Annotated in this window: 22 protein-coding genes and 1 pseudogene; 13 read left to right on the forward strand and 10 right to left on the reverse strand. The window is 67.8% G+C overall.

What is annotated here, in order from left to right:
- Positions 1 to 159 precede the first annotated feature (159 nt).
- On the forward strand, positions 160 to 273 hold the full coding sequence (locus ABEA07_RS28685; RefSeq protein ID WP_425584160.1) for a DUF4951 domain-containing protein: 114 nt from the start codon (positions 160 to 162) through the stop codon (positions 271 to 273).
- A gap of 518 nt (positions 274 to 791) precedes the next feature.
- Positions 792 to 1,646 (forward strand): annotated as a pseudogene (gene tnpC / locus ABEA07_RS20790) (IS66 family transposase); the annotation flags it as partial.
- Between the two features lie 193 nt (positions 1,647 to 1,839).
- Here tnpC and ABEA07_RS20795 read toward each other — a convergent pair.
- Complete coding sequence (locus ABEA07_RS20795) at positions 1,840 to 2,004, reverse strand: hypothetical protein (RefSeq protein ID WP_345540226.1); 165 nt, start codon at positions 2,002 to 2,004, stop codon at positions 1,840 to 1,842.
- 211 nt (positions 2,005 to 2,215) lie between these two features.
- On the opposite strand from ABEA07_RS20795, the gene ABEA07_RS20800 reads away from it, so the two are divergent.
- The 4 genes from ABEA07_RS20800 (at position 2,216) to otsA (ending at position 6,854) form a co-directional block, all read left to right on the forward strand.
- The gene (locus tag ABEA07_RS20800) at positions 2,216 to 2,488 is read left to right on the forward strand and encodes a hypothetical protein (protein ID WP_345540227.1); all 273 of its coding nucleotides are present in this window, start codon (positions 2,216 to 2,218) and stop codon (positions 2,486 to 2,488) included.
- A 263-nt stretch (positions 2,489 to 2,751) separates the two neighbouring features.
- Positions 2,752 to 3,513 (forward strand): trehalose-phosphatase, encoded by a 762-nt coding sequence (otsB, locus tag ABEA07_RS20805; RefSeq protein ID WP_345540228.1) that lies wholly within the window; start codon positions 2,752 to 2,754, stop codon positions 3,511 to 3,513.
- The gene (locus tag ABEA07_RS20810; protein ID WP_345540229.1) at positions 3,510 to 5,453 is read left to right on the forward strand and encodes a glycoside hydrolase family 15 protein; all 1,944 of its coding nucleotides are present in this window, start codon (positions 3,510 to 3,512) and stop codon (positions 5,451 to 5,453) included. The genes otsB and ABEA07_RS20810 overlap by 4 nt, the downstream gene beginning before the upstream one ends.
- A gap of 15 nt (positions 5,454 to 5,468) precedes the next feature.
- The gene (gene otsA / locus ABEA07_RS20815) at positions 5,469 to 6,854 is read left to right on the forward strand and encodes an alpha,alpha-trehalose-phosphate synthase (UDP-forming) (protein ID WP_345540230.1); all 1,386 of its coding nucleotides are present in this window, start codon (positions 5,469 to 5,471) and stop codon (positions 6,852 to 6,854) included.
- Between the two features lie 37 nt (positions 6,855 to 6,891).
- On the opposite strand, the gene ABEA07_RS20820 is transcribed toward otsA, so the two are convergent.
- Entirely contained in the window at positions 6,892 to 7,215 is a 324-nt protein-coding gene (locus ABEA07_RS20820; RefSeq protein WP_345540231.1) for a hypothetical protein, read from the reverse strand.
- A 177-nt stretch (positions 7,216 to 7,392) separates the two neighbouring features.
- On the opposite strand from ABEA07_RS20820, the gene ABEA07_RS20825 reads away from it, so the two are divergent.
- Positions 7,393 to 8,904 (forward strand): aminotransferase-like domain-containing protein, encoded by a 1,512-nt coding sequence (locus ABEA07_RS20825; RefSeq protein ID WP_345540232.1) that lies wholly within the window; start codon positions 7,393 to 7,395, stop codon positions 8,902 to 8,904.
- On the opposite strand, the gene ABEA07_RS20830 is transcribed toward ABEA07_RS20825, so the two are convergent.
- From ABEA07_RS20830 to hisN, 3 genes are all read right to left on the reverse strand, one after another.
- Positions 8,825 to 9,751 (reverse strand): ROK family protein, encoded by a 927-nt coding sequence (locus tag ABEA07_RS20830; RefSeq protein ID WP_345540233.1) that lies wholly within the window; start codon positions 9,749 to 9,751, stop codon positions 8,825 to 8,827. The genes ABEA07_RS20825 and ABEA07_RS20830 overlap by 80 nt on opposite strands.
- Positions 9,752 to 9,755: 4 nt before the next feature.
- Entirely contained in the window at positions 9,756 to 9,950 is a 195-nt protein-coding gene (locus tag ABEA07_RS20835) for a DUF2905 domain-containing protein (RefSeq protein ID WP_076999379.1), read from the reverse strand.
- 211 nt (positions 9,951 to 10,161) lie between these two features.
- Positions 10,162 to 10,944 (reverse strand): histidinol-phosphatase, encoded by a 783-nt coding sequence (hisN, locus tag ABEA07_RS20840; protein WP_345540235.1) that lies wholly within the window; start codon positions 10,942 to 10,944, stop codon positions 10,162 to 10,164.
- Between the two features lie 119 nt (positions 10,945 to 11,063).
- Between hisN and ABEA07_RS20845 the strand changes: the two genes are divergently transcribed.
- Positions 11,064 to 11,453: a DUF5329 family protein gene (locus ABEA07_RS20845; protein ID WP_345540236.1), complete on the forward strand. Its 390-nt coding sequence runs from the start codon at positions 11,064 to 11,066 to the stop codon at positions 11,451 to 11,453.
- Positions 11,454 to 11,471: 18 nt separating this feature from the next.
- On the opposite strand, the gene ABEA07_RS20850 is transcribed toward ABEA07_RS20845, so the two are convergent.
- The 5 genes from ABEA07_RS20850 to ABEA07_RS20870 form a co-directional block, all read right to left on the reverse strand.
- A complete protein-coding gene (locus ABEA07_RS20850) occupies positions 11,472 to 12,359 on the reverse strand; it encodes an ABC transporter permease (protein ID WP_345540237.1) in 888 nt (295 codons plus the stop codon).
- Positions 12,356 to 13,225 (reverse strand): ABC transporter ATP-binding protein, encoded by an 870-nt coding sequence (locus ABEA07_RS20855; RefSeq protein ID WP_345540238.1) that lies wholly within the window; start codon positions 13,223 to 13,225, stop codon positions 12,356 to 12,358. The genes ABEA07_RS20850 and ABEA07_RS20855 overlap by 4 nt, the downstream gene beginning before the upstream one ends.
- Positions 13,226 to 13,236: 11 nt before the next feature.
- Positions 13,237 to 14,307: an ABC transporter substrate-binding protein gene (locus ABEA07_RS20860; protein WP_345540239.1), complete on the reverse strand. Its 1,071-nt coding sequence runs from the start codon at positions 14,305 to 14,307 to the stop codon at positions 13,237 to 13,239.
- A 20-nt stretch (positions 14,308 to 14,327) separates the two neighbouring features.
- Positions 14,328 to 15,212 carry a TauD/TfdA dioxygenase family protein gene (locus ABEA07_RS20865; RefSeq protein WP_345540240.1) on the reverse strand — a complete coding sequence of 295 codons (885 nt, stop codon included), beginning with the start codon at positions 15,210 to 15,212 and terminating at the stop codon, positions 14,328 to 14,330.
- 139 nt (positions 15,213 to 15,351) lie between these two features.
- Positions 15,352 to 16,452, reverse strand: a complete 1,101-nt coding sequence (locus ABEA07_RS20870) for a class I SAM-dependent methyltransferase (RefSeq protein ID WP_345540241.1) — start codon at positions 16,450 to 16,452, stop codon at positions 15,352 to 15,354.
- A 31-nt stretch (positions 16,453 to 16,483) separates the two neighbouring features.
- On the opposite strand from ABEA07_RS20870, the gene ABEA07_RS20875 reads away from it, so the two are divergent.
- From ABEA07_RS20875 to ABEA07_RS20895, 5 genes are all read left to right on the forward strand, one after another.
- On the forward strand, positions 16,484 to 17,278 hold the full coding sequence (locus ABEA07_RS20875; protein WP_345540242.1) for an SDR family oxidoreductase: 795 nt from the start codon (positions 16,484 to 16,486) through the stop codon (positions 17,276 to 17,278).
- On the forward strand, positions 17,275 to 17,664 hold the full coding sequence (locus ABEA07_RS20880) for a dihydroneopterin aldolase (RefSeq protein ID WP_345540244.1): 390 nt from the start codon (positions 17,275 to 17,277) through the stop codon (positions 17,662 to 17,664). Before ABEA07_RS20875 ends, ABEA07_RS20880 begins: the two co-directional genes overlap by 4 nt.
- Positions 17,664 to 18,575 (forward strand): tRNA 2-thiocytidine(32) synthetase TtcA, encoded by a 912-nt coding sequence (ttcA, locus tag ABEA07_RS20885; RefSeq protein WP_345540534.1) that lies wholly within the window; start codon positions 17,664 to 17,666, stop codon positions 18,573 to 18,575. Before ABEA07_RS20880 ends, ttcA begins: the two co-directional genes overlap by 1 nt.
- Before the next feature lie 64 nt (positions 18,576 to 18,639).
- Complete coding sequence (locus ABEA07_RS20890) at positions 18,640 to 19,275, forward strand: DUF4136 domain-containing protein (protein WP_345540246.1); 636 nt, start codon at positions 18,640 to 18,642, stop codon at positions 19,273 to 19,275.
- Positions 19,276 to 19,306: 31 nt separating this feature from the next.
- Positions 19,307 to 19,945, forward strand: a complete 639-nt coding sequence (locus ABEA07_RS20895; protein ID WP_345540247.1) for a histidine phosphatase family protein — start codon at positions 19,307 to 19,309, stop codon at positions 19,943 to 19,945.
- Positions 19,946 to 20,290: the final 345 nt, after the last annotated feature.

Here is a 20,290-nt window from a genome sequence, read left to right on the forward strand (position 1 = left end):
GATCAACGGCGCATGGTACGTCTTCGACCCCAGCTACAAGACTCACACCTTCAAGACCGGCATCGACCTGGCCGGCGCCGCCGGCTACAGCGCGGCGAGTTACCTGAGCGCCGCCCCGATGCTGTTGGACAGATGCAAGCGCAGGGGTTGACGCAGGAGATGGCCACGCAATGGCGCGGCTTCTATGCCAACGAGTTTGCTCGAAACGCTAACAATTTGACTGCGCAGAATCGTGTTCAGCTGATGGACACTATTCTCGGACTGATGAAATAGGTAGAACTATGACGACATCGCAAAGGTTTAGCTACATCAATGGCTCGGATGTTGAACTACGCGTAATCGTTGAACCGTGGGCTGATCAATTTTTGATCCGTCCTGGTCAACGGGTTGAGGTACTTGTTCGCGGTGATGGCACGGCTGGTGCTGTTGAGCTAGAACAGCTTCCTACAGGTCTGATCATTTATGGCTACGAGGGCTGCATCGTCTCCCTCCTATCGGATGGCAAAGAACTTGCACCTTCGGCCCAAAGGTAGTTGCCGCGAAGGGTGCCCAGAACATCGCGAATGGACCCCGACTCGCGCAACAGTTGACGCATAGCGAAGCTGCCTCGATCTTCGTGAACGGGGGGCTCCACGCAGACGTCATTGCTGCATCGAAGGTAGCTATACCTGGGAGTCAGCTAAACAATCCTGCGCTTGTGAAAGCGCTGACCGCGGATGGAAGCAATATTGCTGACTGGGCGAAGATGACTACGCAAACGTTCAACAGCCCCTCGGGGCCATTCCAAGCCCACTTCTATCAAAATCTCAAGGGATGACAGCCGCGGCAGGACCATCACCGCACGGCTGTGGGTATACCTGGCCGGCGGGTGGTTGCCCGATGACCAGCAGCGCTGGCGCCGCGTGGCGCCGGCGGCCCTGTACGACTTCACCACCGACGGCTCGGGCGAGCATGCGCGGCGCATGCTCGGTGCCTGGCGTGGGTTCCTGCAAGCCGATGACTTCTCGGGGTATGCGCAGTCCTGGCGCGACGGCATGACGCATGCGGCGTGCCTGGTTCACGCAAGACGCCGGTTTGCCAAGATCGTCAAGGACGCGCCCAAGGGATCGCCGCCGGGGCTGGCGCACGAGGCGCTGCGCTTCTTCGCCGAGATCTACCGTATCGAGAGCGACATCCGCGATGCCGACCCGGACCGGCGCTTCGAGCAGCGGCAGCTTCGCACCAAGCCGCTGATGAAGGATCTGCACGACTGGCTCGCGGGCCATGCACCCACGGTGCTGCCCAAGCCGCCCCTGGGGGAGGCCTTCGGCTACGCGTTGAGCAACTGGACGGCGCTGAACACCTTCGTCGAGCACGGCATCGTGGAGGCGGACAACAACATCAGCGAGCGTGCCCTGAAGCCAGTGGCCCTGTCGAGGAAGAACTGGCTCTTCGCGGGTTCCGAGCGCGGTGGACAGGCCGCGGCCGTGGCCTTCAGCCTGATCGAGACGGCGCGGCTCAACGGGATCGAGCCCTATGCGTACCTGCGCGACGTCCTCCAGCGCATCAACGGCCATCTACAGCTACGGGCCCTTCGGCGACGAGATCATTCTGGCGACACCGCTGGACAAAGTGCGACCGGGAAGCTACTTCGCGCGAGAGCTTGAGTACATGGGGAGTAAGGGCTACGTCCCGAGCGCCGATGGAACTCGACTCATCAGACCTTGATGCCATGATCGATCTAGCCGATATTGCGCCCGCTTTCTCGTTTGTCGTGAGCAAGGGCCTTGTACCGATCGCGGGCGATTACAAGCCCCAGGAGTTCGGCAATGCGGCTCTTGTGATGGGGGGGCGCCGTTCTCACTTCGATTCGAGCGTGATCGCGGCCAGGTCTTTGTGGACGTTGGAAGCAATGCCGCGGGATGGCACAAACTTGAGTACGTCCTTGAGTTCGTGGACAACTCCGTCGCCCATGAGCAGCTTGGCGAACCGCCGGACCCAACGGCCATGGCGAACCTGCTTCAAGGGCGCTGGCCCAAAGATTGGCCAGTCGAGATAGGTCGACTCGGAAAGTCAATCCGCGAATCTGGAGATGCTGGCGGCCTGACGCTGGTGGATTCCAAGAAAAGATGGATTGCGATGTGCGACTTGGTGACCTCATCGGCTGCTATCAAAATCCGAAGACGAGGCGATCGGCCTATTTGCTGATGGGTTGGCTTGGAATGAGGGAGGGCGCTTGATCGAGCTTTCCACGAGCGCAGCTTCAACAAGCTCGAACTCACCGCCGATGCCCGCGGCCAGCGCACCGGCCCAGGGCCTGCCGACGTCGCAGACGGTCAGGACCAGCGCCACCGATAGCGTAGTCACCACCACCTACGAGGCGGCCAACAAGTACGTGCCGCAGACCCGCACGGTCGATGCGGCGGCAGGCCAGCTCAACCTCGCGACCACCTCCACCGACGACGCGTTGGGCAACCTCACCGCTTGGGCGGGCCGGGTCGGGTCATGAGATCGCGGATAGCGTCAAAGACCTGTTGGCTGATGCGGGCGTTGCACTGAATTCGTCAACGAGCATCGATTGCGGCAACGCACGTCCGCCGCACGGGCGGGGCCTTGCCCGCCTGGGCCAGTCGACGGCAATGTGACCCGGTGGCAGTAACGAGCGGCTCAGCGCGCTTGAGCGTGTCAGCGGGCACTCCCCCTACAGACTAGACCCCATTGCCGGCTTTGACCGACGCAGCACCCCCACCGACTCTGCTATGGTTTTCCCCCATGCAGACGCCCCCCAGCCTCACGCGCGACGCTGCGCTCTTCCTCGACTTCGACGGCACCCTCGTCGGCATCGCCGAAACGCCCGAGGCGATCGAGGTGCCCAGCGCCCTGGTCCCCCTGCTGAGCGACCTGAGCGAGCTGCTGGGCGGGGCGCTCGCGGTGGTGTCCGGCCGACAGATCGACGTGCTGGACCGCTTCCTCGCCCCCCTGCGCCTGCCGGCCGCCGGCGAGCATGGAGTGCAGCGGCGGGACGCCGAGGGCCAGATGCAGGAACAGCGTCCGCCCGACCTGCAGGAGGTGCTGGACACGGCCAACGAGCTGGCCCGCGTGTACGAAGGCCTGCTGGTGGAGCGCAAGCACGCGGCGATCGCCCTGCACTACCGGCTCGCGCCCCAGCTCGAGGCGGTGTGCCGCGACGCGCTGATGCGAACCATCGGCGACCAGCCCCAGTTGGAGCTGATGCACGGCAAGTTCGTGTTCGAGGTCAAGCCGGCGGGCATCAACAAAGGCATCGCCATCGACGCCTTCCTGCGGGAGGCGCCTTTCGCGGGACGCACACCGGTGTTCGCGGGCGACGACACCACCGACGAGAGCGGCTTCGCGGTCGTGCAGCCGCGCGGCGGGGTGGCGATCAAGGTGGGTTCCGGGCCCAGCCTCGCGCTGCACCGGCTGGATTCCCCCCGGGCGGTGTTCGAATGGCTGGTGGAGGCACGCAAAATGCTGGCCGATTCGCCATCCACCCGCCGAGGAAAACCCGCATGACGAAAAACCCGAAAGAGGTCAGGCCCCAGGAGGTTGAAGAGAAGCAGCCCAGCCGTGCCGGCGAGTCGATCGCCGCGGCGTCCAACGCGAGCGACAAGCCGGCCACCGGCCCCGAGCCGGTCACGCAGCCCGCCGCCCGCGGCGGTTTCGCCCCGCCGCTGGAGTCCTCGCTCAACGTCGGCGTGATCGGCAACTGCGCCTACAGCGCCCTGATCGACTCCCGCGCCCGCATCGTCTGGTGCTGCCTGCCGCGCTTCGACGGCGACCCGGTGTTCAATGCCCTGCTGCACCCCGGCGAGGACGCCAGCGCCTGGGCCATCGACATCGAAGACTTCGCCTCCAGCAAGCAGTGGTACGAGCCCAACACGGCCGTGCTGCGCACGCAACTTTTCGACAGCGCCGGCCAGGGCGTGGAGATCACCGACTTCGCGCCGCGCTTCTACAGCCGCTCACGCTACTTCCGCCCGCTCAGCATCGTGCGGCGGGTCAAGCCGGTCCAGGGCACGCCCCGCGTGCGCATCGCGCTGGCGCCGCGCTTCCAGTGGGGCAGCACGCCGCCGCAGATCACGCGCGGCAGCAACCACATCCGCTACGTGGGGCCGGACTTCGCACTGCGGCTGAACACCGATGCGCCCGTTTCGCACGTGCTGTCGGAGCAGCCCTTCGTACTCTCGCGTGAGCACAACTTCATCCTCGGCGCCGACGAGACGCTGATGGACGGCATCGCCGACACCGCGCGCCACTTCGAGCAGGAAACCATCGCCTACTGGCGCACCTGGAGCAAGCGTCTGGCCATTCCCTTCGAATGGCAGGACGCGGTGATCCGCGCCGCGATCACGCTCAAGATGTCGCTCTACGAGGACACCGGCGCGATCGTCGCCGCCATGACCACCAGCATCCCCGAGGCGCCGGGCAGCCAGCGCAACTGGGACTACCGCTACTGCTGGCTGCGCGACGCCTTCTTCGTGGTGCGCGCCCTCAACAGCCTGTCCGAGGTCGGCACCATGGAGGACTACCTGCGCTGGCTCGGCAACGTGGTGATCGGCTCGCACGGCGAGCACATCCAGCCGCTGTACGGCATCGGCCTGGAGCGCGAGCTGCCCGAGTCCTTCGTCGAAGGACTGGGTGGCTACCGCGGCATGGGCCCGGTTCGGGTGGGCAACCAGGCGCAGGAGCACTTCCAGCACGACGTCTACGGCAACATCGTGCTGGGCGCCTCCCAGGCCTTTCACGACCACCGCCTGCTCAGCCGCGGCGGCGTGGCCGAGTTTCCGCACCTGGAGGCGGTGGGCGAGCAGGCGATCCGCGTCTACGGCACGCCCGATGCCGGCATGTGGGAGCTGCGCACGCGCGCCCGCGTGCACACCAGCTCGGCCCTGATGAGCTGGGCCGCCTGCGATCGCATCGCCAAGGTCGCGCGCGCGCTAGGGCTGCCCGAGCGCGCGGCCTACTGGCATGGCCATTCCTCGCGCATGCGCGAGGAGATCCTCACCAAGTCCTGGTGCGAGGAGCGCCAGGCCTTCGCCGAGAGCTTCGGGGGGCATGAGCTGGACGCGAGCATCCTGCTGATGGTGGAAGTCGGGCTGATCGACGCGCGCGACCCGCGCTTCATCTCCACCGTCGAGGCGATGGAAAAGACGCTGTGCGACGGCCCCTACATGCGTCGCTACGAGGCGGCAGACGATTTCGGCAAACCCGAAACCGCCTTCAACATCTGCACCTTCTGGCGCATCGACGCCCTGGCCAAGATCGGCCGCAAGGCCGAGGCGCGCCAGATTTTCGAAACCATGCTCGCCGCTCGCAATCCGCTGGGCCTGCTGTCGGAAGACACGCACCCGGTCACCGGCGAGATGTGGGGCAACTTCCCGCAGACCTATTCCATGGTCGGCATCATCAACGCGGCCGTGCGCCTGTCGGCGCCGTGGGATTCGTGCATCTGATCATCTAAGGAGCCCATGAGCCGACTCGTCGTCATTTCCAATCGCATCGCCGACCCCCGCAAGCCGGCTGCCGGCGGGCTGGCCGTCGCCCTCGGCGAAAGCCTGCAGCAGACCGGTGGCCTCTGGTTCGGCTGGAGCGGCAACATCGTCGAGGAAGCGCCCACGGGCGAGGGCGAGCTGCGCGTGCAGCAGGCCGGCAAGACCACGCTGGCCACCATCGACCTCGGCCGCGAAGACCATGACAGCTACTACCTGGGCTACAGCAACGACGTGCTGTGGCCGGTCTTCCACGACCGGCTCGACCTCGCGAACTTCGACGCCGGTTTCATCAGCGGCTACCGCCGGGTCAACCAGCTCTTCGCGCGCAAGCTGCTGCCGCTGCTGAAGCCGGACGACATCATCTGGGTACACGACTACCACCTGATCCCCCTGGCCGCCGAGCTGCGCGGCATGGGTTGCCGCCAGCGCATCGGCTTCTTCCTGCACATTCCGCTGCCGCCGCACATCATCATGGCGGCGATCCCGCAGCACGAGTGGCTGATGCGCTCGCTGTTCGCCTACGACCTGATCGGCTTCCAGACCCACCAGGACGTGCAGCACTTCGAGCAATACGTGCGCAACGAGGCCAACGGCGAGGTCAAGGGACAAGGCCTGTACCGCGCCTACGGCCAGACCGTGCGCTGCCGCGCCTTCCCGATCGGCATCGACGTCGACGAGTTCGCCGCGCTCACCCACGCCAAGGAATCGCGTGAGATGTTCGAGACCATGCGGCGCGAATACTCCAGCCGGCGCCTCTTGCTGGGCATCGACCGGCTCGACTACTCCAAGGGCATTCCGAACCGGGTGCGCTCCTTCCGCGAGCTGCTGGCCAACTACCCGGAGAACCGGCGCAGCGCGACCCTGATCCAGATCGCGTCGCCCACGCGCGAGACGGTGGACGCCTACGCCGACATCCGGCGCGAGCTCGAGTCGCTGTGCGGCGCCATCAACGGCGACTACGGCGAGCTCGACTGGATGCCGGTGCGCTACATCCACCGCATGGTCGCCCGCAAGCGCGTGCCGGGCCTGTGCCGTGCGGCGGCGGTGGGCCTGGTGACGCCGCTGCGCGACGGCATGAACCTGGTGGCCAAGGAATACATCGCGGCGCAGGACCCGGCCGACCCGGGCGTGCTGGTGCTGTCGCGCTTCGCCGGCGCCGCCGAGCAGCTGAAGGAAGCGCTGCTGGTCAACCCCTACGACACGCACGGCACCGCGGAGACGGTGCAGCAGGCGCTGCAGATGCCGCTGGAGGAGCGTCGAGAACGCCACCAGATGCTCCTGTCGCGCATTCGCGCGGAGGACGTGCACTGGTGGCGGCGCACCTTCCTCGATGCGCTGCGCGCGGCGGAGAGCGTTCGCTAGACCCGCGCTGGCGTTGCTCCATTTCGTCGATCCTCCCTCAATGGAGTAGCAGGCGAAGAAGCTGCGCAACGGGCGAGGGGCGCAGCGCCATGTGCGATGCCGGCCTCGGCACGCCGCGGATGCGTGCCGGCGCTGGCGCCCGCGCCTCGATCTCGACCCAGCCGCCGCGCTCGGCGACATAGGCCTCGCCCTCGCGGTAGTCGTTCTTCACGGCGAGAACGGTCTCGCCGAACCACGAGGGCGGCGAGACCACGCGTACGCGGCCTTCCAGCACGACCAGCGCGGCGCCGGCATCGAGGGCGACGCGCAGGGATTGGCCCGGCAGGAGTTCGGTGGACAAGGGAAGATCGGGGGCGGTCATGGCAAGCCTTCGGGGGGTGGACGGTGCATCCATCGTAGGAAGGGCAATGCTCAATAAACAGGCACAGGCACGCGGGATTGTGGCCAGAACAGAGCGGCTGCGCGGGCCTCTGTTACGGTCGTTTTTTGCCCATCTGCTTCTGTTGCTGCCGCTGCCCTTTTGAAGCAGCATCCAGGGATGGACGCCGTCCCTCTCTACCGCCAGCTCGCCACACACTACATCGACGCGATCCGGGCCGGCTCGCTCAAGCCGGACGACAAGTTGCCCTCGCTGCGCCACCTGATGCGCCAGCACGGCATCAGCCTGTCGACCGCGCTGCAGCTGTGCCGATCGATGGAAAGCGAAGGCTGGGTCGAGGCGCGCGAACGCTCGGGCTATTTCGTGCGGCGCCCGCGGCGCCTGGCGATGGCGGCGATGGACGAGCCCGCGGCCGACCGCGCACCCGACCCCGCCCAGTTCGTCGGCATCCACGCCAAGGTGTCGGACTTCGTCGCGCGCAGGCGCCGGGTGACGGACAAGCTCGACCTGTCCATCGCGCGCGGCGCGCCCGGGCTCTATCCCAGCGAGGCGCTGCGCCGCGCGCTGACGGCCGCGCTGCGCCGGCGCCCCGGGATGCTGGCGGTGGCCGCGCCGCTCAAGGGCCATCTGCCCTTCCGCGAAGTGCTGGCGCAACGCAGCCTGCGGCTGGGCATGACGCTCTCGCCGGACGACATCCTCGCCACCAATGGCTGCATCGAGGCGCTGAACCTCGCGCTGCGCGCAGTGGCCCAACCCGGCGACACGGTGGCGGTGGAATCGCCCACCTTCTACGGCCTGTTGCAGATACTGGAGAGCCTGGACATGCGGGCGCTCGAGATCCCGACGAGCCCGCAGACGGGCATCTCGATCGAGGCCCTGGAGCTGGCGATCCGCACTTACGACAACATCAAGGCGGTGATCGTGGTGCCGCACTTGCAGAACCCGCTGGGCAGCGTGATGCCCGACAGCCACAAGGAACGGCTGGCGCGGCTGTGCGAGCAGCACGCGATCCCGCTGATCGAGGACGACACCTACGGCGCGCTGCTCGATGCGCCGATGCCGCCGCGCGCGCTCAAGTCCTTCGACGGCTCCGGCAACATCATTCATTGCGCCTCGCTGCACAAGATCCTGGCGCCTGGGCTGCGGCTGGGCTGGATCAGTGCGGGGCGCTGGCAGGCGCGCGTGGAGATGCTGAAGTTCGCGCAGACACGCAACAACGAGGCGCTTTCGCAGGCTGGCGCCGGCCAGTTCATGGCGACCGGTGCCTACGACCGCCACCTGCGCCACCTGCGCCAGTGTCTGAAGGCCCAGCGCGAGCAGACGGCCGACGCGATCGCCGGCTACTTCCCCGGGGGCACCCGGATCAACCTGCCGCCCGGCGGACTGCAGCTATGGGTGGAGCTGCCGCAGCGCCTGTCCTCGACGCGTGTCTTCGAAGCGGCGCTGGAGGAGCGCATCGTGATCGCGCCGGGCACGCTGTTCTCGAACTCCTCGCGCTTCGACCACTTCATGCGCATCAACTGCGGCTGGCCCTATGGCGAGGCGATCGATGGCGCGCTGCGTCGGCTGGGGGAGATCGTGGCGGAGGTGATCAGTCCAGCAAGGCCAGCGCCGCGTAATCCCCCACCCGCTCGCCCAGCCCCGCCGGTACCAGTACCGCATCCCGCGTGAGTGCCGCCAGCTTGCCGTCGATCTCGGCGGCCAGCTTCGGCAGGAGAACATCGCGGTTGTGCCAGAACACGCTGCCGCCCAGGCTGATGCGCTCCAGGTCCAGCGTGGCGATGAGGTTGAAGAGCATGCGCCCCATCACCCGGCACAGCCCATCGATGGCGGCCTGGGCCTGCGCGTCGCCGGCCGCGGCGGCGGCGAACACTTCGTGTGCCGGACGGGCGAAGCGGCGCGCGATCGCGTTGCCCGCGACCAGCGCCTCGACGTCGCCCCGGTTGCCGCAGCCGCACAGCGCGCCGTTGTCGTCGTCCGCCACGAAGCTGTGGCCGGCATGGCCCGCGTTGCCGTTCTTGCCGTGCAGCACGCGGCCGTCCACGCACAGGCCCACGCCCACGCCGGTGCTCCAGGTGACGTAGGCGCAGTGGTCGCTGCCCTGCAGCGCGCCCCAGCGGCGCTCGGCCTCCAGCGCAGCCACGGCGTCGTTCTCCACCCGGACGTGGCGGAAGCGCTGCCTGAGCGGCGCCTCCAGCACGGCGGTCATCCAGTCGTTGGGCAGGCCGCGGGCCGGGCCGGCGATGCCGCCGCAGATGTTGGGCGTGGCCAGCTCGAACAGGCCGTCGCGCAGGACAAAGGGTCCGGCCGAGGACACGCCCACGCGTTCGACCGAATCGGGGTCGACGCCCTGTTCGGCGCAGGTCTCGTCGACGAGCCGCAGGATCTGCCGCGCCACCGCGTCGTTGTCGCCGGTCTTGGCGGTCGGTTCGCTCCTGCGCCCGATCAGGGGCGAGGTGCTGTCGGCCGACAGGCTGACCGCCACCTTGGTGCCGCCGATGTCGACACAAGCTCTCATGGGTTCAGATCCACCTTGCAATGAGGGCCGCGATCATGCTGAGCACGACCGTGCTTCCGATGGGCAATTGCCAGTCGCGCCCGAAGGCGCGGAACTCGAAGTCGCCGGGCAACCGCCCGAAGCCGAAGCGCCGCAGCCACTGCGTCAGCCCGCTCATCAGCAGGAGCGCGAGGACGACGACGATCAGCCAGCGAATCATGCGGGGAGTCTAGTCCACTGAAACACTGAAAAATCGACTGGTGCAGTCCACCCGAAACGGGCGCGCTGCGGCGTTGCAAATGCTCGCGATACCGACCGGTATCGCTGCGCTTTGCGCCTTGCATCGCATCCCGTCTCGGGCGGCCCTCACCATTCATTTCAATGTTTCAGTGGACTAGTGCAGTGCTTCACGGTCGCCCGCCAGGGCATGGTCATGCATTCAGGATCTCCAGCGCCTGCTGGTGCAGCGCCGGCGTGGCGGCGGCCACCACGCGTCCGTCTGAGTCCAGGCCCAGTGGACGCCCTGCCCAGTCCGTGATGACGCCGCCGGCGGCCTCGATCAGGCCGGCCGGCCCCAGGTAATCGTAGGGCTGCAGGCCGCTCTCCACCACCAGGTCGATGGTGCCGCCGGCCAGCTGGGCGTAGCTGTAACAGTCGCCGCCGAAGCGGCGCATCGCGCATCGGCGGCTGAGCCGGTCGAAGGCCTCCCAATCCGCCGGGCCGAAGATGTCGGGCGAGGTGGTGAAGATGCGGGCCGCCTCGACCGAGGCGCATGCGCTGACGCGCACCGGCCGCCCGTTGCGATGGGCGCCCAGGCCGGCCTGGCCGACCCAGCGCTCGCCGAGCACCGGCATGTCGACGATGCCCAGTTCCACGCGCCCGCCGCGCAGCAGGCCGATCAGCGTGCCCCACAGCGGCGAGCCGGTGATGAAGCTGCGCGTGCCGTCGATCGGGTCGAGCACCCAGACGAATGCGGCCTCGACGCCGACGGCGCCGTGCTCCTCGCCGTAGATGCCGTCGCCGGGCCGTTGCGCGGCCAGGATCTCGCGCATGGCGGTCTCGGCCGCCCGGTCGGCCAGGGTGACCGGGCTCTCGTCGGCCTTGGCGATCACTTCCAGCGGGGTGCGGAACAGGCGCAGCGAATGGACGGCGGCCGCGTCGGCCAGGGCGTGGGCGATGCGCAGCAGCTCTTGGGAGGAATCGATGGAACTCATGGCGGATGACGTTGGCAGGACGTCCATTAGACCCGAGCCCGCGGTTTGACACTGTGCCCCGGCTGGGCCAGCATCGGCCCGGGTGCGTGAACGCTCCGCACAACACCTCGAGGAAGCTCATGCACCGCCGCCATTGCCTTCGTCTCGCCGCCCTGGCCCTGGGCCCCGTCCTCGTTCCCGCCGCGCGCGCCACGCCTTCGGAGGATGAGCATCGCCTGATCACCGCGCTGATCGCGCGCGTGCGCGGCATGCACGAGATGAAGTTCGTACGCAACGGCGAGCCGCACGATGCCGCCGAGGCGGCCGAGCACCTGGAGGCCAAGTACAAGCACTTCCGCAAGGAGATCGTGACCGCGGAGGACTTCATCGAGCTTTGCGCGACCCGTTCGGAAGTGACGCGCAAGCCCTACATGGTGCAGCTCGGGAACAACAATCCGCTTGAGGCGCGGGCCTTCATGCTGCGGGAGCTGCGCACGATGCGGCAACGGCAGTCCCGGCACCAGGGCTGAGCCCGGTCTTCAACGCTGTCAGCGCTGCTGGCCCCAGCGGCGCACCGTCAGCCGCTCCAGCGTCGCGAAGCCTACGTTCTCCACGGCCAGCCCGATCAGCACCACCAGCGCGAGGCCGGCGAAGACGCGGTCCGTGTAGAGCTCGTTGCGGTTCTGGAAGATGTACCAGCCCAGGCCGCCCTGCCCCGAGGAGGCGCCGAACACCAGCTCGGCCGCGATCAGCGTGCGCCAGGCGAAGGCCCAGCCGATCTTCAGCCCCGAGAGGATGGAGGGCAGCGCCGCCGGCACCAGGATCTGCAACACGTAGCGCAGGCCTTTCAGCCCGTAGTTGCGGCCGGCCATGCGCAGGGTCTCCGGCACGCCCTGGAAGCCGGCGTAGGTGGCCAGCGCCAGCGGCCACAGCACCGAGTGGATCAGCACGAAGACCAGGCTACCGCGGCCCAGCCCGAACCACAGCAGGGCCAGGGGCAGCAGCGCGATGGCAGGCAGCGGATTGAACATCGAGGTCAGCGTGTCCAGCAGGTCGCGGCCCAGCCGGGTCGAGACCGCCAGCGTGGTCAGGGCGAAGGCCAGCAGCACGCCGGCGACGTAGCCCTGCAGCAGCACGCCCAGCGAGATGCGCGCCTTGTTCGGCAGTTCGCCGCTGGCAAGGCCTTGGACGAGGGCCTGCGCGGTCGCGCCGAAGGTGGGCAGCAGCAGGTCGTTGTCCTGCCAGCGCGCGAGCAGTTCCCACACCAGCGCCAGGGCGGCGAGGATCAGCCCCTTGCGCAGCCAGCCGTGGGCCCGGAGGCGGGTGGACATCGGCAGCGGGCGCTCCACGGCCAACGCGGTGAAGGGCTCGAGCCGGCACTCGTATTCGGGGCGCACCGGCGGATGCTTGGCGTTCACGGGATTCGTGGTGCTCATGCGGCGGCCTGCTCTTCTTCGAACAGCAGCCGGTGGATGCGCTGCGCCGTGGCCTGGAACTCGGCACCGCCCTGGCTGTGCTGGTCGAATCCGTGGCTGTTGATCTCGGCACGCATGCGCCCCGGGTGCGGGGAGAGCAAGGCGATACGGTTGCCGACCACGAGCGCCTCTTCGATCGAATGGGTGACGAATAGCAGCGTGAAGCGCACCTCTTCCCACAGCGCGAGCAGTTCCTCCTGCATGCGGCGGCGCGTGAGCGCGTCGAGCGCCGCAAAAGGCTCATCCATCAGCAGCACGCGCGGCTGCATGGCCAGCGCCCGCGCGATGGCGACGCGCTGCTTCATGCCGCCCGAGAGTTGGTGCGGATGCACATCGGCAAAACGGGCCAGGCCCACCTTGTCGAGGTAGTGCAGCGCGCGTTCCTCGGCTTCCTTGCGGCCCCGCGCGCCGGAGGCGCGCAGGGGGAACATGACGTTCTGGCGCACGGTCTTCCACGGCGGCAGTTGGTCGAATTCCTGGAACACGACGATGCGGTCGGGGCCGGGCTTCACGATGCGGCGGCCGTCGAGCCGGATCTCACCTTCGACCGGGGGAATGAAGCCGGCCACCGCCTTGAGCAGGGTCGACTTGCCGCAGCCGGAGGGGCCCAGCAGCACGAAGCGGTCGGCCTCGAACACGTCGAAGCGCACCTGGTGGGTGGCGCGCACCACGCGCTGCGCCGTGCGGTATTCGAGGCTCACGCCATCGACCTGCAACAGCGGTCCGCCGCTAGCGGGTGCGCGCGCGTCCGAGGCCACCGGCGCGGGCGAGCGCGAGGCCGGGCGCGAGAGGCCGCGGCGCGAGGCAAGAACGGATGCCGACGACATGCTCCGCTTCCTCAGTTGCCCGACACGTTCTGGGCGTCGTCGAAGAAGTAGTCCTTGACCGAGCCGGGCTTGTTCCTGATGGCGCCGACGCGATGCATGAACTCGGCCAGCGCGTAGGTGTTCTGCGGGGTGGTCTTGAACTGGACTTCGGGGTTCTTGATGATCCTGAGGAGCAAATCGCGGTCGATCTTGGCGTTGCTCACCTTGAGGTAGATGTCGGCCGCCTTCTCCGGGTTGGCCGTGATGAAGCGCGCGGCCTCGCCCAGGGCATCGATGAAGGCCTTGTAGGTCTTGGGGCTCTCGCTGCGGAATTTCTCGGTGGCGTACAGCACGGTGGCCGAGGCCGGGCCGCCCAGCACCTGGTACGAGTTCAGCACGATGCGCGCGTTCGGGTTGCCTGCCAGCTCCTGCTCCTGGAAGGGCGGATTGCCGAAGTGGGCCGTGATCTCGGTGCCGCCCTTGATGATGGCCGCGGCCGCGTCTGGATGCGGCACGGCCACGCTGATGTTGTCGAGGCGGTTGAATTCCTTGTCGCCCCACAGCTTGGCCGATGCGAGTTGCAGCACGCGCGACTGCACCGACACGCCGACCGCCGGGAGCGCGATGCGATCCTTGTCAGTGAAGGCGGCGATGGACTTCACGTTCGGGTTGTTGGTGACCAGGTAGTAGGGAAAGTTGCCCAGCGAGGCCACGCCGCGCACGTTCTGCTTGCCCAGCGTGCGGTCCCACACCGTGAGCAGCGGGCCGACACCAGCGCTTGCGATCTCGATGTTGCCGGACAGCAGCGCATCGTTGACCGCCGAGCCGCCGGAGAGTTTGACCCACTCCACCTTGGCGTCGACGCCCGCCGCCTTGGCGTGCTTCTCGATCAGCTTCTGCTCCCGGGCCACGTTGAGCATCAGGTAGACGATGCCGAACTGTTCGGCGATGCGGATGCGGCCTTCGGCCTGAGCCGCAGGGCTGCTCCCAAGGCGAATACCGGAGCCGGCGGCGAAGGCACTCATGTGAACTGCGAGGCTGGCGACGGACAGGGCGAGGCCTGCCAGCAGCGCGGTGGCGCTGCGTGCAAGAGATTTCTTCATGGTCTGGGTGGTTTAGGGTTTTAGAAAGGCGTATCGCCCTCGATCGTGGTGCGATAGAGCTTGCGCCGCAGGTGGTCCGGGGTGCCCGCGGCCAAGTGCATCACCGAGCGGTTGTCCCAGAACACCAGGTCGTGCGGCGCCCAGCGATGGCGGTACACGTACTCGGGCTTCGTGCCGTGCGCGAAGAGTTCAGCCAGCAGCGCGTCGCTTTCGTCCTGCGGCAGGTCGACGATGCGGGTCGTGAAATGCTCACTGACGAAGAGTGCCTTGCGACCGGTCTCGGGATGGGTGCGCACCACCGGCTGCACAGCCGGGGCGACCTTGGCGATCTGCTCTTCGGAGAGCTTGGGGCGCCACGGGTTCCTGGCCCGCAGTTCCTCGTACTTGGCCAGGTAACTGTGCTCGGCCTTCAGCGGCAGGATGCGGTGCTGCAGCGCGGGCGGCAGGCCCTCCCAGGCCAAGTGCTGGTCGGCGAACAGTGTGTCGCCGCCCTCGCTGGGCAGTTCCTGCGCGTGCAGCAGCGAACCGAGGCTGGGGTTCTGCTTGTAGGAGATGTCGGAGTGCCAGTACGCACCGGCATCGCCCAGGCCGAGGGGCTCGCCATCGGGCTTCTTGATGTTGGAGACGGTCAGGATCTCGGGATGGCCCGCCAAATGGAACTGGTGCAGCACGTGGATCTCCAGCGGGCCGAAGCGGCGGCTGAAGGCAATGTGCTGCTCGGGCGTGATGCGCTGGTCACGGAAGACCAGGACGTGGTGGTCCAGGTGCGCGCGGTGGATGCGGGCGAAGTCGGCCGCGTTGATCGGGCGGCCGATGTCCAGTCCGATCACCTCGGCGCCGACCGGCGCATCGACGCGGCGGATCTCGAAATCCTGGGTCGGCGCGGAATTGGAAGGGGCAGTCATTCAAAGGCGTTGAGCGGGAAACCGGTTACTTTAGGAGCCGGTGCCGGCAATGCCAACGAATCGTTCGTTGTTAGCTCAAAGCCAACAAAACTGAAGCGTGTCGAAGCAACCTCGCAGCACTCGGGGCCGGCCCCCGGCCTCACAAGGTATGGCTGCGGTCCCCCTCCGCGAAGCCCAGTGCCTCCCAACCCTCGCCCGCCGCGAAGCCGATCACCTTGAACAGCTCACCCATCTCGTGCTCGTGAATCAATCGGGCGGCCAGCGTGCGCTCGGGCAGCGAGGCCGCTTCGAGCATGGGCAGCAGGCCGGCGTTGAGCAGGAACCTCGCCTGGCTGGTGTAGCCCAGTACCGCCAGGCCGGCGTCCTGCCCGGCGAGCGCGATGCCGGTGAAGTCCACGTGCGCGGTGATGTCCTTCTGGCCCACGTCGGCCAGCGGATCGGCATCGGCCAGGTGGCCGCGGTGGCACATCACGGTGCCCATGTGGCGCTGCGGGTGGTAGTACTCGGCCTCGGGAAAACCGTAGTCGATGAAGAAGGCCGCGCCCTGCTCCAGCCGCTCGGCCAGGGTCGCGATGAAGGCGCGGGCCTGGGGGTGGATCTCGGTCAGGTAGTCGTGACCGCCTTCGATCTCCACCGGCGGGCGCAGCTCGGTGGGCCGGTCGTCCCACCCGAGCGCTCCATTGGCCAGCCGCACCACACCGCGTTCGAACCACTGGCCGCCGCGCCGCGCCACCAGTTGCACCGGCATCGCATCGAGCACCTCGTTGCCGACGATCACGCCGCGCATGCGCTCAGGCAATTCCGACAGCCATTCGACCTTGCCGGCGTGGGCTGCCAGCGCGTGCTGCTGGCGCTCGCGCAGCAGGCCTGACAGGTCCACGATGCGGTAGCGCGCCACGCGATCGCCCAGGGCGCCGAGCAGTTGGGCGGCCAGGGCGCCCGAGCCGGCGCCGAATTCCCAGAGCTCGTCGGTGCCGGTGCGCTCCAGCGCCTCGGCCACCTGTCGCGCCAGGGTCCGGCCGAACAGCGGCGTGAGCTCGGGCGCGGTGACGAAGTCACTGCCGGACTCGGGCATGCGCCCGAACTTGCGGCTGGCGTTGGCGTAGTAGCCCAGGCCGGGCGCGTACAAGGCCAGGGCCATGAAGCGGTCGAAGGGCAGCCAGCCACCGGCGCGCTGCAGGGCGGCGTCGATAATCCGGGTCAGGGGGTCCGCGCGCTCGGCGCCGTGGTTCTCTGTCATCTCTGGGTCATAACACAGGAAATCCATCAGCATGCACGAATCCACCCCACGCCCCCGCGGCGTGCTCGTGACCGGCGGCGGCCGGCGGCTCGGTGCCGCCGTTTGCGAGGCCTTCGCGCGCGCGGGCTGGACCGTGTGGTGCCAGTACCGGGCCTCGCGCGACGAAGCCGAAGCGCTGTGCGCAGGCCTGCGCGCCGGGGGCCTGACGGCGAACGCCGTGGCAGCCGACATCGGCAGTGCCGCCGGCCGGCGCGCCCTGCTGGAGCGCATCGGCACCGAAGGGCCCCTGGCCTGCATCGTCAACAACGCTTCGGCCTTCGAGCCCGACACCGGCCTGGACTTCGATGAGCAGACCGCCATGCGCCAGCTCGGCGTGAACCTCATGGCCCCGATGGACTTCGCCCGCCTGCTCGCCCAGCAGGCCGGGACGGGCGACGGCCTCGACCGCTGCGCCATCCACGTGCTGGACCAGAAGGTCTACAACCTCAACCCGGACTACTTCTCCTACACCGTCTCCAAGCTGGCACTGGAGCGCGCCGTCGCGCTGCAGGCGCAGTCGCTGGCGCCGGCGCTGCGGGTGTGCGGCGTGGCACCGGGCATCCTCTACCCCAGCGGGCCGCAGAACGAGGCCAATTTCCAGCGGGCCGCCAACGCCAACCTCATGCGCCGGCCGATCGACCCGGCCGACGTGGCGCGTGCCTGCGTCTTCCTCGCCGACACACCCAGCGTGACCGGCACCACCGTCAGCGTGGACAACGGCCAGCACCTGGTGCCGCTGCCGCGCGACATCATGTTCGTCGTCGACGAACTGCTGAGAACACCATGAGCTACACACCCATCGACCCGCTGCTCGTCAACTGCCGGCGCCTCTTCCTGCGCGACTACGAGGTCTGGATCAACATCGGCGTGCACGAATTCGAGAAGCGCGCCGAGCAGCGCGTGATCATCAACGTCGACCTCTACGTGCCGCTGGACCTGTCCACGCCCAAGGAAGACGAGCTCGACGAGGTGGTCGACTACGACTTCATCCGCCGCACCGTCGCCACGCGGCTGACCAAGGGCCACATCCACCTGCAGGAAACGCTGTGCGACGACATCCTCGAGCAGGTGCTGGCCCATCCCAAGGTGCAGGCGGCGCGCGTGTCGACCGCCAAGCCCGATGTGTATCCCGACTGCCAGTCCGTGGGGGTCGAAGTCTTTCGGAGCAAATGATGAGTGCAGTGTGGACCGACGAGGCGGCCGCCTCTCCTGCCGCCAGCCTGAGGATCGAGCGCGAGGCGCACAAGCTCGAGAAGCGCCTGTGCCGCGAGGTCGGGCGCGCCATCTTCGACTACAACATGATCGAGGCCGGCGACAAGATCATGGTCTGCGTCTCGGGCGGCAAGGACAGCTACGCGATGCTGGACATCCTGCTCAAGCTCAAGGCGCGCGCGCCGGTGCATTTCGACCTCGTCGCGGTCAACCTCGACCAGAAGCAGCCCGGCTTTCCCGAGGAGGTGCTGCCGACCTACCTGAAGTCGTTGGACGTGCCCTTCCACATCGAGGAGCAGGACACCTATTCCATCGTCAAGCGCGTGATCCCCGAGGGCAAGACCACCTGCGGCCTGTGCAGCCGGCTGCGCCGCGGCATCCTCTACCGCGTGGCCGACGAGCTGGGCGCGACCAAGGTGGCGCTGGGCCATCACCGCGACGACATCCTGCAGACCTTCTTCCTCAACATGTTCTTCGGCGGCAAGCTCAAGGCCATGCCGCCCAAGCTGGTGAGCGACGACGGGCGGCACATCGTGATCCGCCCGCTGGCCTATGTGCCCGAGAAGGACCTGGTGCGCTGGGCGCAGCACCGCGCCTTCCCCATCATCCCCTGCACCCTGTGCGGCAGCCAGGAGAACCTGCAGCGCAAGCAGGTCGGCGAGATGCTGCGCGAGTGGGAGCGCAAGCATCCGGGGCGCCTGGAGAACATGTTCAACGCGCTGCAGAACGTGGTGCCCTCACACCTGCTGGACGGAACGTCCCACGACTTCAAAGGCCTGAAGACGACCGGCGTGGCCGACGAGGACGGCGACAAGGCCTTCGACCCGCCGGAGTTCCCGATGCCTTCGCCCCTGCGCGTCGTGCAGCTTTGAGCCTGCGGAAGCGCGGGGCGCCCCCGCGCCCCCGCCCCCCGCCTCTTCCGGCCAGGAGTCCCGCATGAAACACCTGTTCGCCGCCCTTGCCCTCGCCGCCGGCCTGTCCGGCTGCGCCACCCGCTGGGTGGTCGACAGCGAGGTCCGCAGCTTCTCCAGCATGAACACGGTGCCGGCCGGCGCCACCTACCGTTTCGAGCGCCTGCCCTCTCAACAGGCGAGCGAGGCGCAGCAGGCGGAACTGGAGGCCATGGCCGCCCCGGCGCTGGAGCGCGTCGGCCTGCGCCGCGACGACGCCAATCCGCAGTACACCGCCCAGATCGGCGCCCGCGTGAGCGCCGAACTCTCGCCCTGGGCCGACCCCTGGTACTACAACGGCGGCCTGTGGCCCGGCTACCCCCTCCACCGGCCCTGGGGCTATCCGGCAGGCGGCTACGGGCGCGGCTGGTACGGCGGCGGCTGGTACGGGCCGGTGTTCACGCCGCCCGCCAATCCCTGGTACGCGCGCGAGGTCAGCATCGTGCTGCGCGAGCTGCCGTCGCACCGGGTGGTCTACGAGACCCGCGCCCGCAACGACGGGCCCTACACCGCCAGCGCGGCCGTGCTGCCGGTCATGTTCCAGGCCGCGCTGCAGGGCTTCCCGAATCCGCCGGCCGGCGAGCGCCGGGTTGACATCGCGATCCCTGCCGCCAGGGACTGAGCTTTTCAGGGCTCCCCCTAGAATTTCCCGGATGGAGGTCACCCGACTCATCGCCGTGCGCCACGGCGAGACCGCCTGGAACGTGGACACCCGCATCCAGGGCCAGCTCGACATCGCGCTCAACGCCACGGGCCTGTGGCAGGCCCGGCGCGTGGGCGAGGCCCTGGCCGATGAGGAGATCGGTGCCATCTATGCCAGCGACCTGGCCCGCGCCTGGCAGACCGCGGAGGAAATCGCCCGCCCACGCACCCTGACGATCTGCGCCGAACCCGGCCTGCGCGAGCGGGCCTTCGGGCATTTCGAGGGCCGCACCTTCGCCGACATCGACGCCAACCTGCCCGAGCAGGCCCGGCTGTGGCGCACGCGCGACCCATCCTTTGCGCCGGAAGGCGGTGAATCGCTGCTGGACTTCCGCGAACGGGTGACCGCCACGGCCGCCCGGTTGGCGGCCCGCCATCCCGGCGAACTGGTGGTGCTGGTGGCGCACGGCGGCGTGATGGACGTGCTCTACCGCGCCGCCACCGGCCAGGAACTGCAGGCCCCACGCACCTGGCACCTGGGCAACGCCGCCATCAACCGCCTGCTGTGGACGCCCCAGGGCTTCACGCTGGTCGGCTGGGGCGACACCAGCCACCTGGACCAGGGCAGCCTGGACGAAGCCGCCGCCTGATAGATTCCTTCAAAAGTAGAACTTTTCCATCATCCATTGCCTTTTTATTTGGCTTTGAAGTAGCCTGTTTGTATTCAAAATGTAAGAAGGCGGGCACAATCGTGTCCATGGATCGATTCCGGCCCCCGGAGAACGCAACCAAATGCGTCGAGTGTTGCAGGAGGACTTCCCAAAAGACATAGGCGGCAGGCAGTGCTTTTAGCCGGTGGCGGACTGCGCTACCTCGGAGCAACATCGGCCCATTCGTTTTGAATGCTTTGTGATTACTGAGTGAAGCCGATACATGTGCAGTCGCGGCAACGTGGCGGCATCAAGACAAACAGGGGTTATTGCCGGACGAGGCCA

This window comes from Variovorax defluvii (assembly GCF_039541515.1).
Classification (GTDB): Bacteria; Pseudomonadota; Gammaproteobacteria; order Burkholderiales; family Burkholderiaceae_C; genus Variovorax; species Variovorax defluvii.

Coding starts and splice junctions, on each gene's coding strand:
- ABEA07_RS28685 (WP_425584160.1), top strand. CDS start 160: ATGGCCACGCAATGGCGCGGCTTCTATGCCAACGAGTTTGCTCGAAAC.
- otsB (WP_345540228.1), top strand. CDS start 2,752: ATGCAGACGCCCCCCAGCCTCACGCGCGACGCTGCGCTCTTCCTCGAC.
- ABEA07_RS20810 (WP_345540229.1), top strand. CDS start 3,510: ATGACGAAAAACCCGAAAGAGGTCAGGCCCCAGGAGGTTGAAGAGAAG.
- otsA (WP_345540230.1), top strand. CDS start 5,469: ATGAGCCGACTCGTCGTCATTTCCAATCGCATCGCCGACCCCCGCAAG.
- ABEA07_RS20820 (WP_345540231.1), bottom strand. CDS start 7,215: ATGACCGCCCCCGATCTTCCCTTGTCCACCGAACTCCTGCCGGGCCAA.
- ABEA07_RS20825 (WP_345540232.1), top strand. CDS start 7,393: ATGGACGCCGTCCCTCTCTACCGCCAGCTCGCCACACACTACATCGAC.
- ABEA07_RS20830 (WP_345540233.1), bottom strand. CDS start 9,751: ATGAGAGCTTGTGTCGACATCGGCGGCACCAAGGTGGCGGTCAGCCTG.
- ABEA07_RS20835 (WP_076999379.1), bottom strand. CDS start 9,950: ATGATTCGCTGGCTGATCGTCGTCGTCCTCGCGCTCCTGCTGATGAGC.
- hisN (WP_345540235.1), bottom strand. CDS start 10,944: ATGAGTTCCATCGATTCCTCCCAAGAGCTGCTGCGCATCGCCCACGCC.
- ABEA07_RS20845 (WP_345540236.1), top strand. CDS start 11,064: ATGCACCGCCGCCATTGCCTTCGTCTCGCCGCCCTGGCCCTGGGCCCC.
- ABEA07_RS20850 (WP_345540237.1), bottom strand. CDS start 12,359: ATGAGCACCACGAATCCCGTGAACGCCAAGCATCCGCCGGTGCGCCCC.
- ABEA07_RS20855 (WP_345540238.1), bottom strand. CDS start 13,225: ATGTCGTCGGCATCCGTTCTTGCCTCGCGCCGCGGCCTCTCGCGCCCG.
- ABEA07_RS20860 (WP_345540239.1), bottom strand. CDS start 14,307: ATGAAGAAATCTCTTGCACGCAGCGCCACCGCGCTGCTGGCAGGCCTC.
- ABEA07_RS20865 (WP_345540240.1), bottom strand. CDS start 15,212: ATGACTGCCCCTTCCAATTCCGCGCCGACCCAGGATTTCGAGATCCGC.
- ABEA07_RS20870 (WP_345540241.1), bottom strand. CDS start 16,452: ATGACAGAGAACCACGGCGCCGAGCGCGCGGACCCCCTGACCCGGATT.
- ABEA07_RS20875 (WP_345540242.1), top strand. CDS start 16,484: ATGCACGAATCCACCCCACGCCCCCGCGGCGTGCTCGTGACCGGCGGC.
- ABEA07_RS20880 (WP_345540244.1), top strand. CDS start 17,275: ATGAGCTACACACCCATCGACCCGCTGCTCGTCAACTGCCGGCGCCTC.
- ttcA (WP_345540534.1), top strand. CDS start 17,664: ATGAGTGCAGTGTGGACCGACGAGGCGGCCGCCTCTCCTGCCGCCAGC.
- ABEA07_RS20890 (WP_345540246.1), top strand. CDS start 18,640: ATGAAACACCTGTTCGCCGCCCTTGCCCTCGCCGCCGGCCTGTCCGGC.
- ABEA07_RS20895 (WP_345540247.1), top strand. CDS start 19,307: ATGGAGGTCACCCGACTCATCGCCGTGCGCCACGGCGAGACCGCCTGG.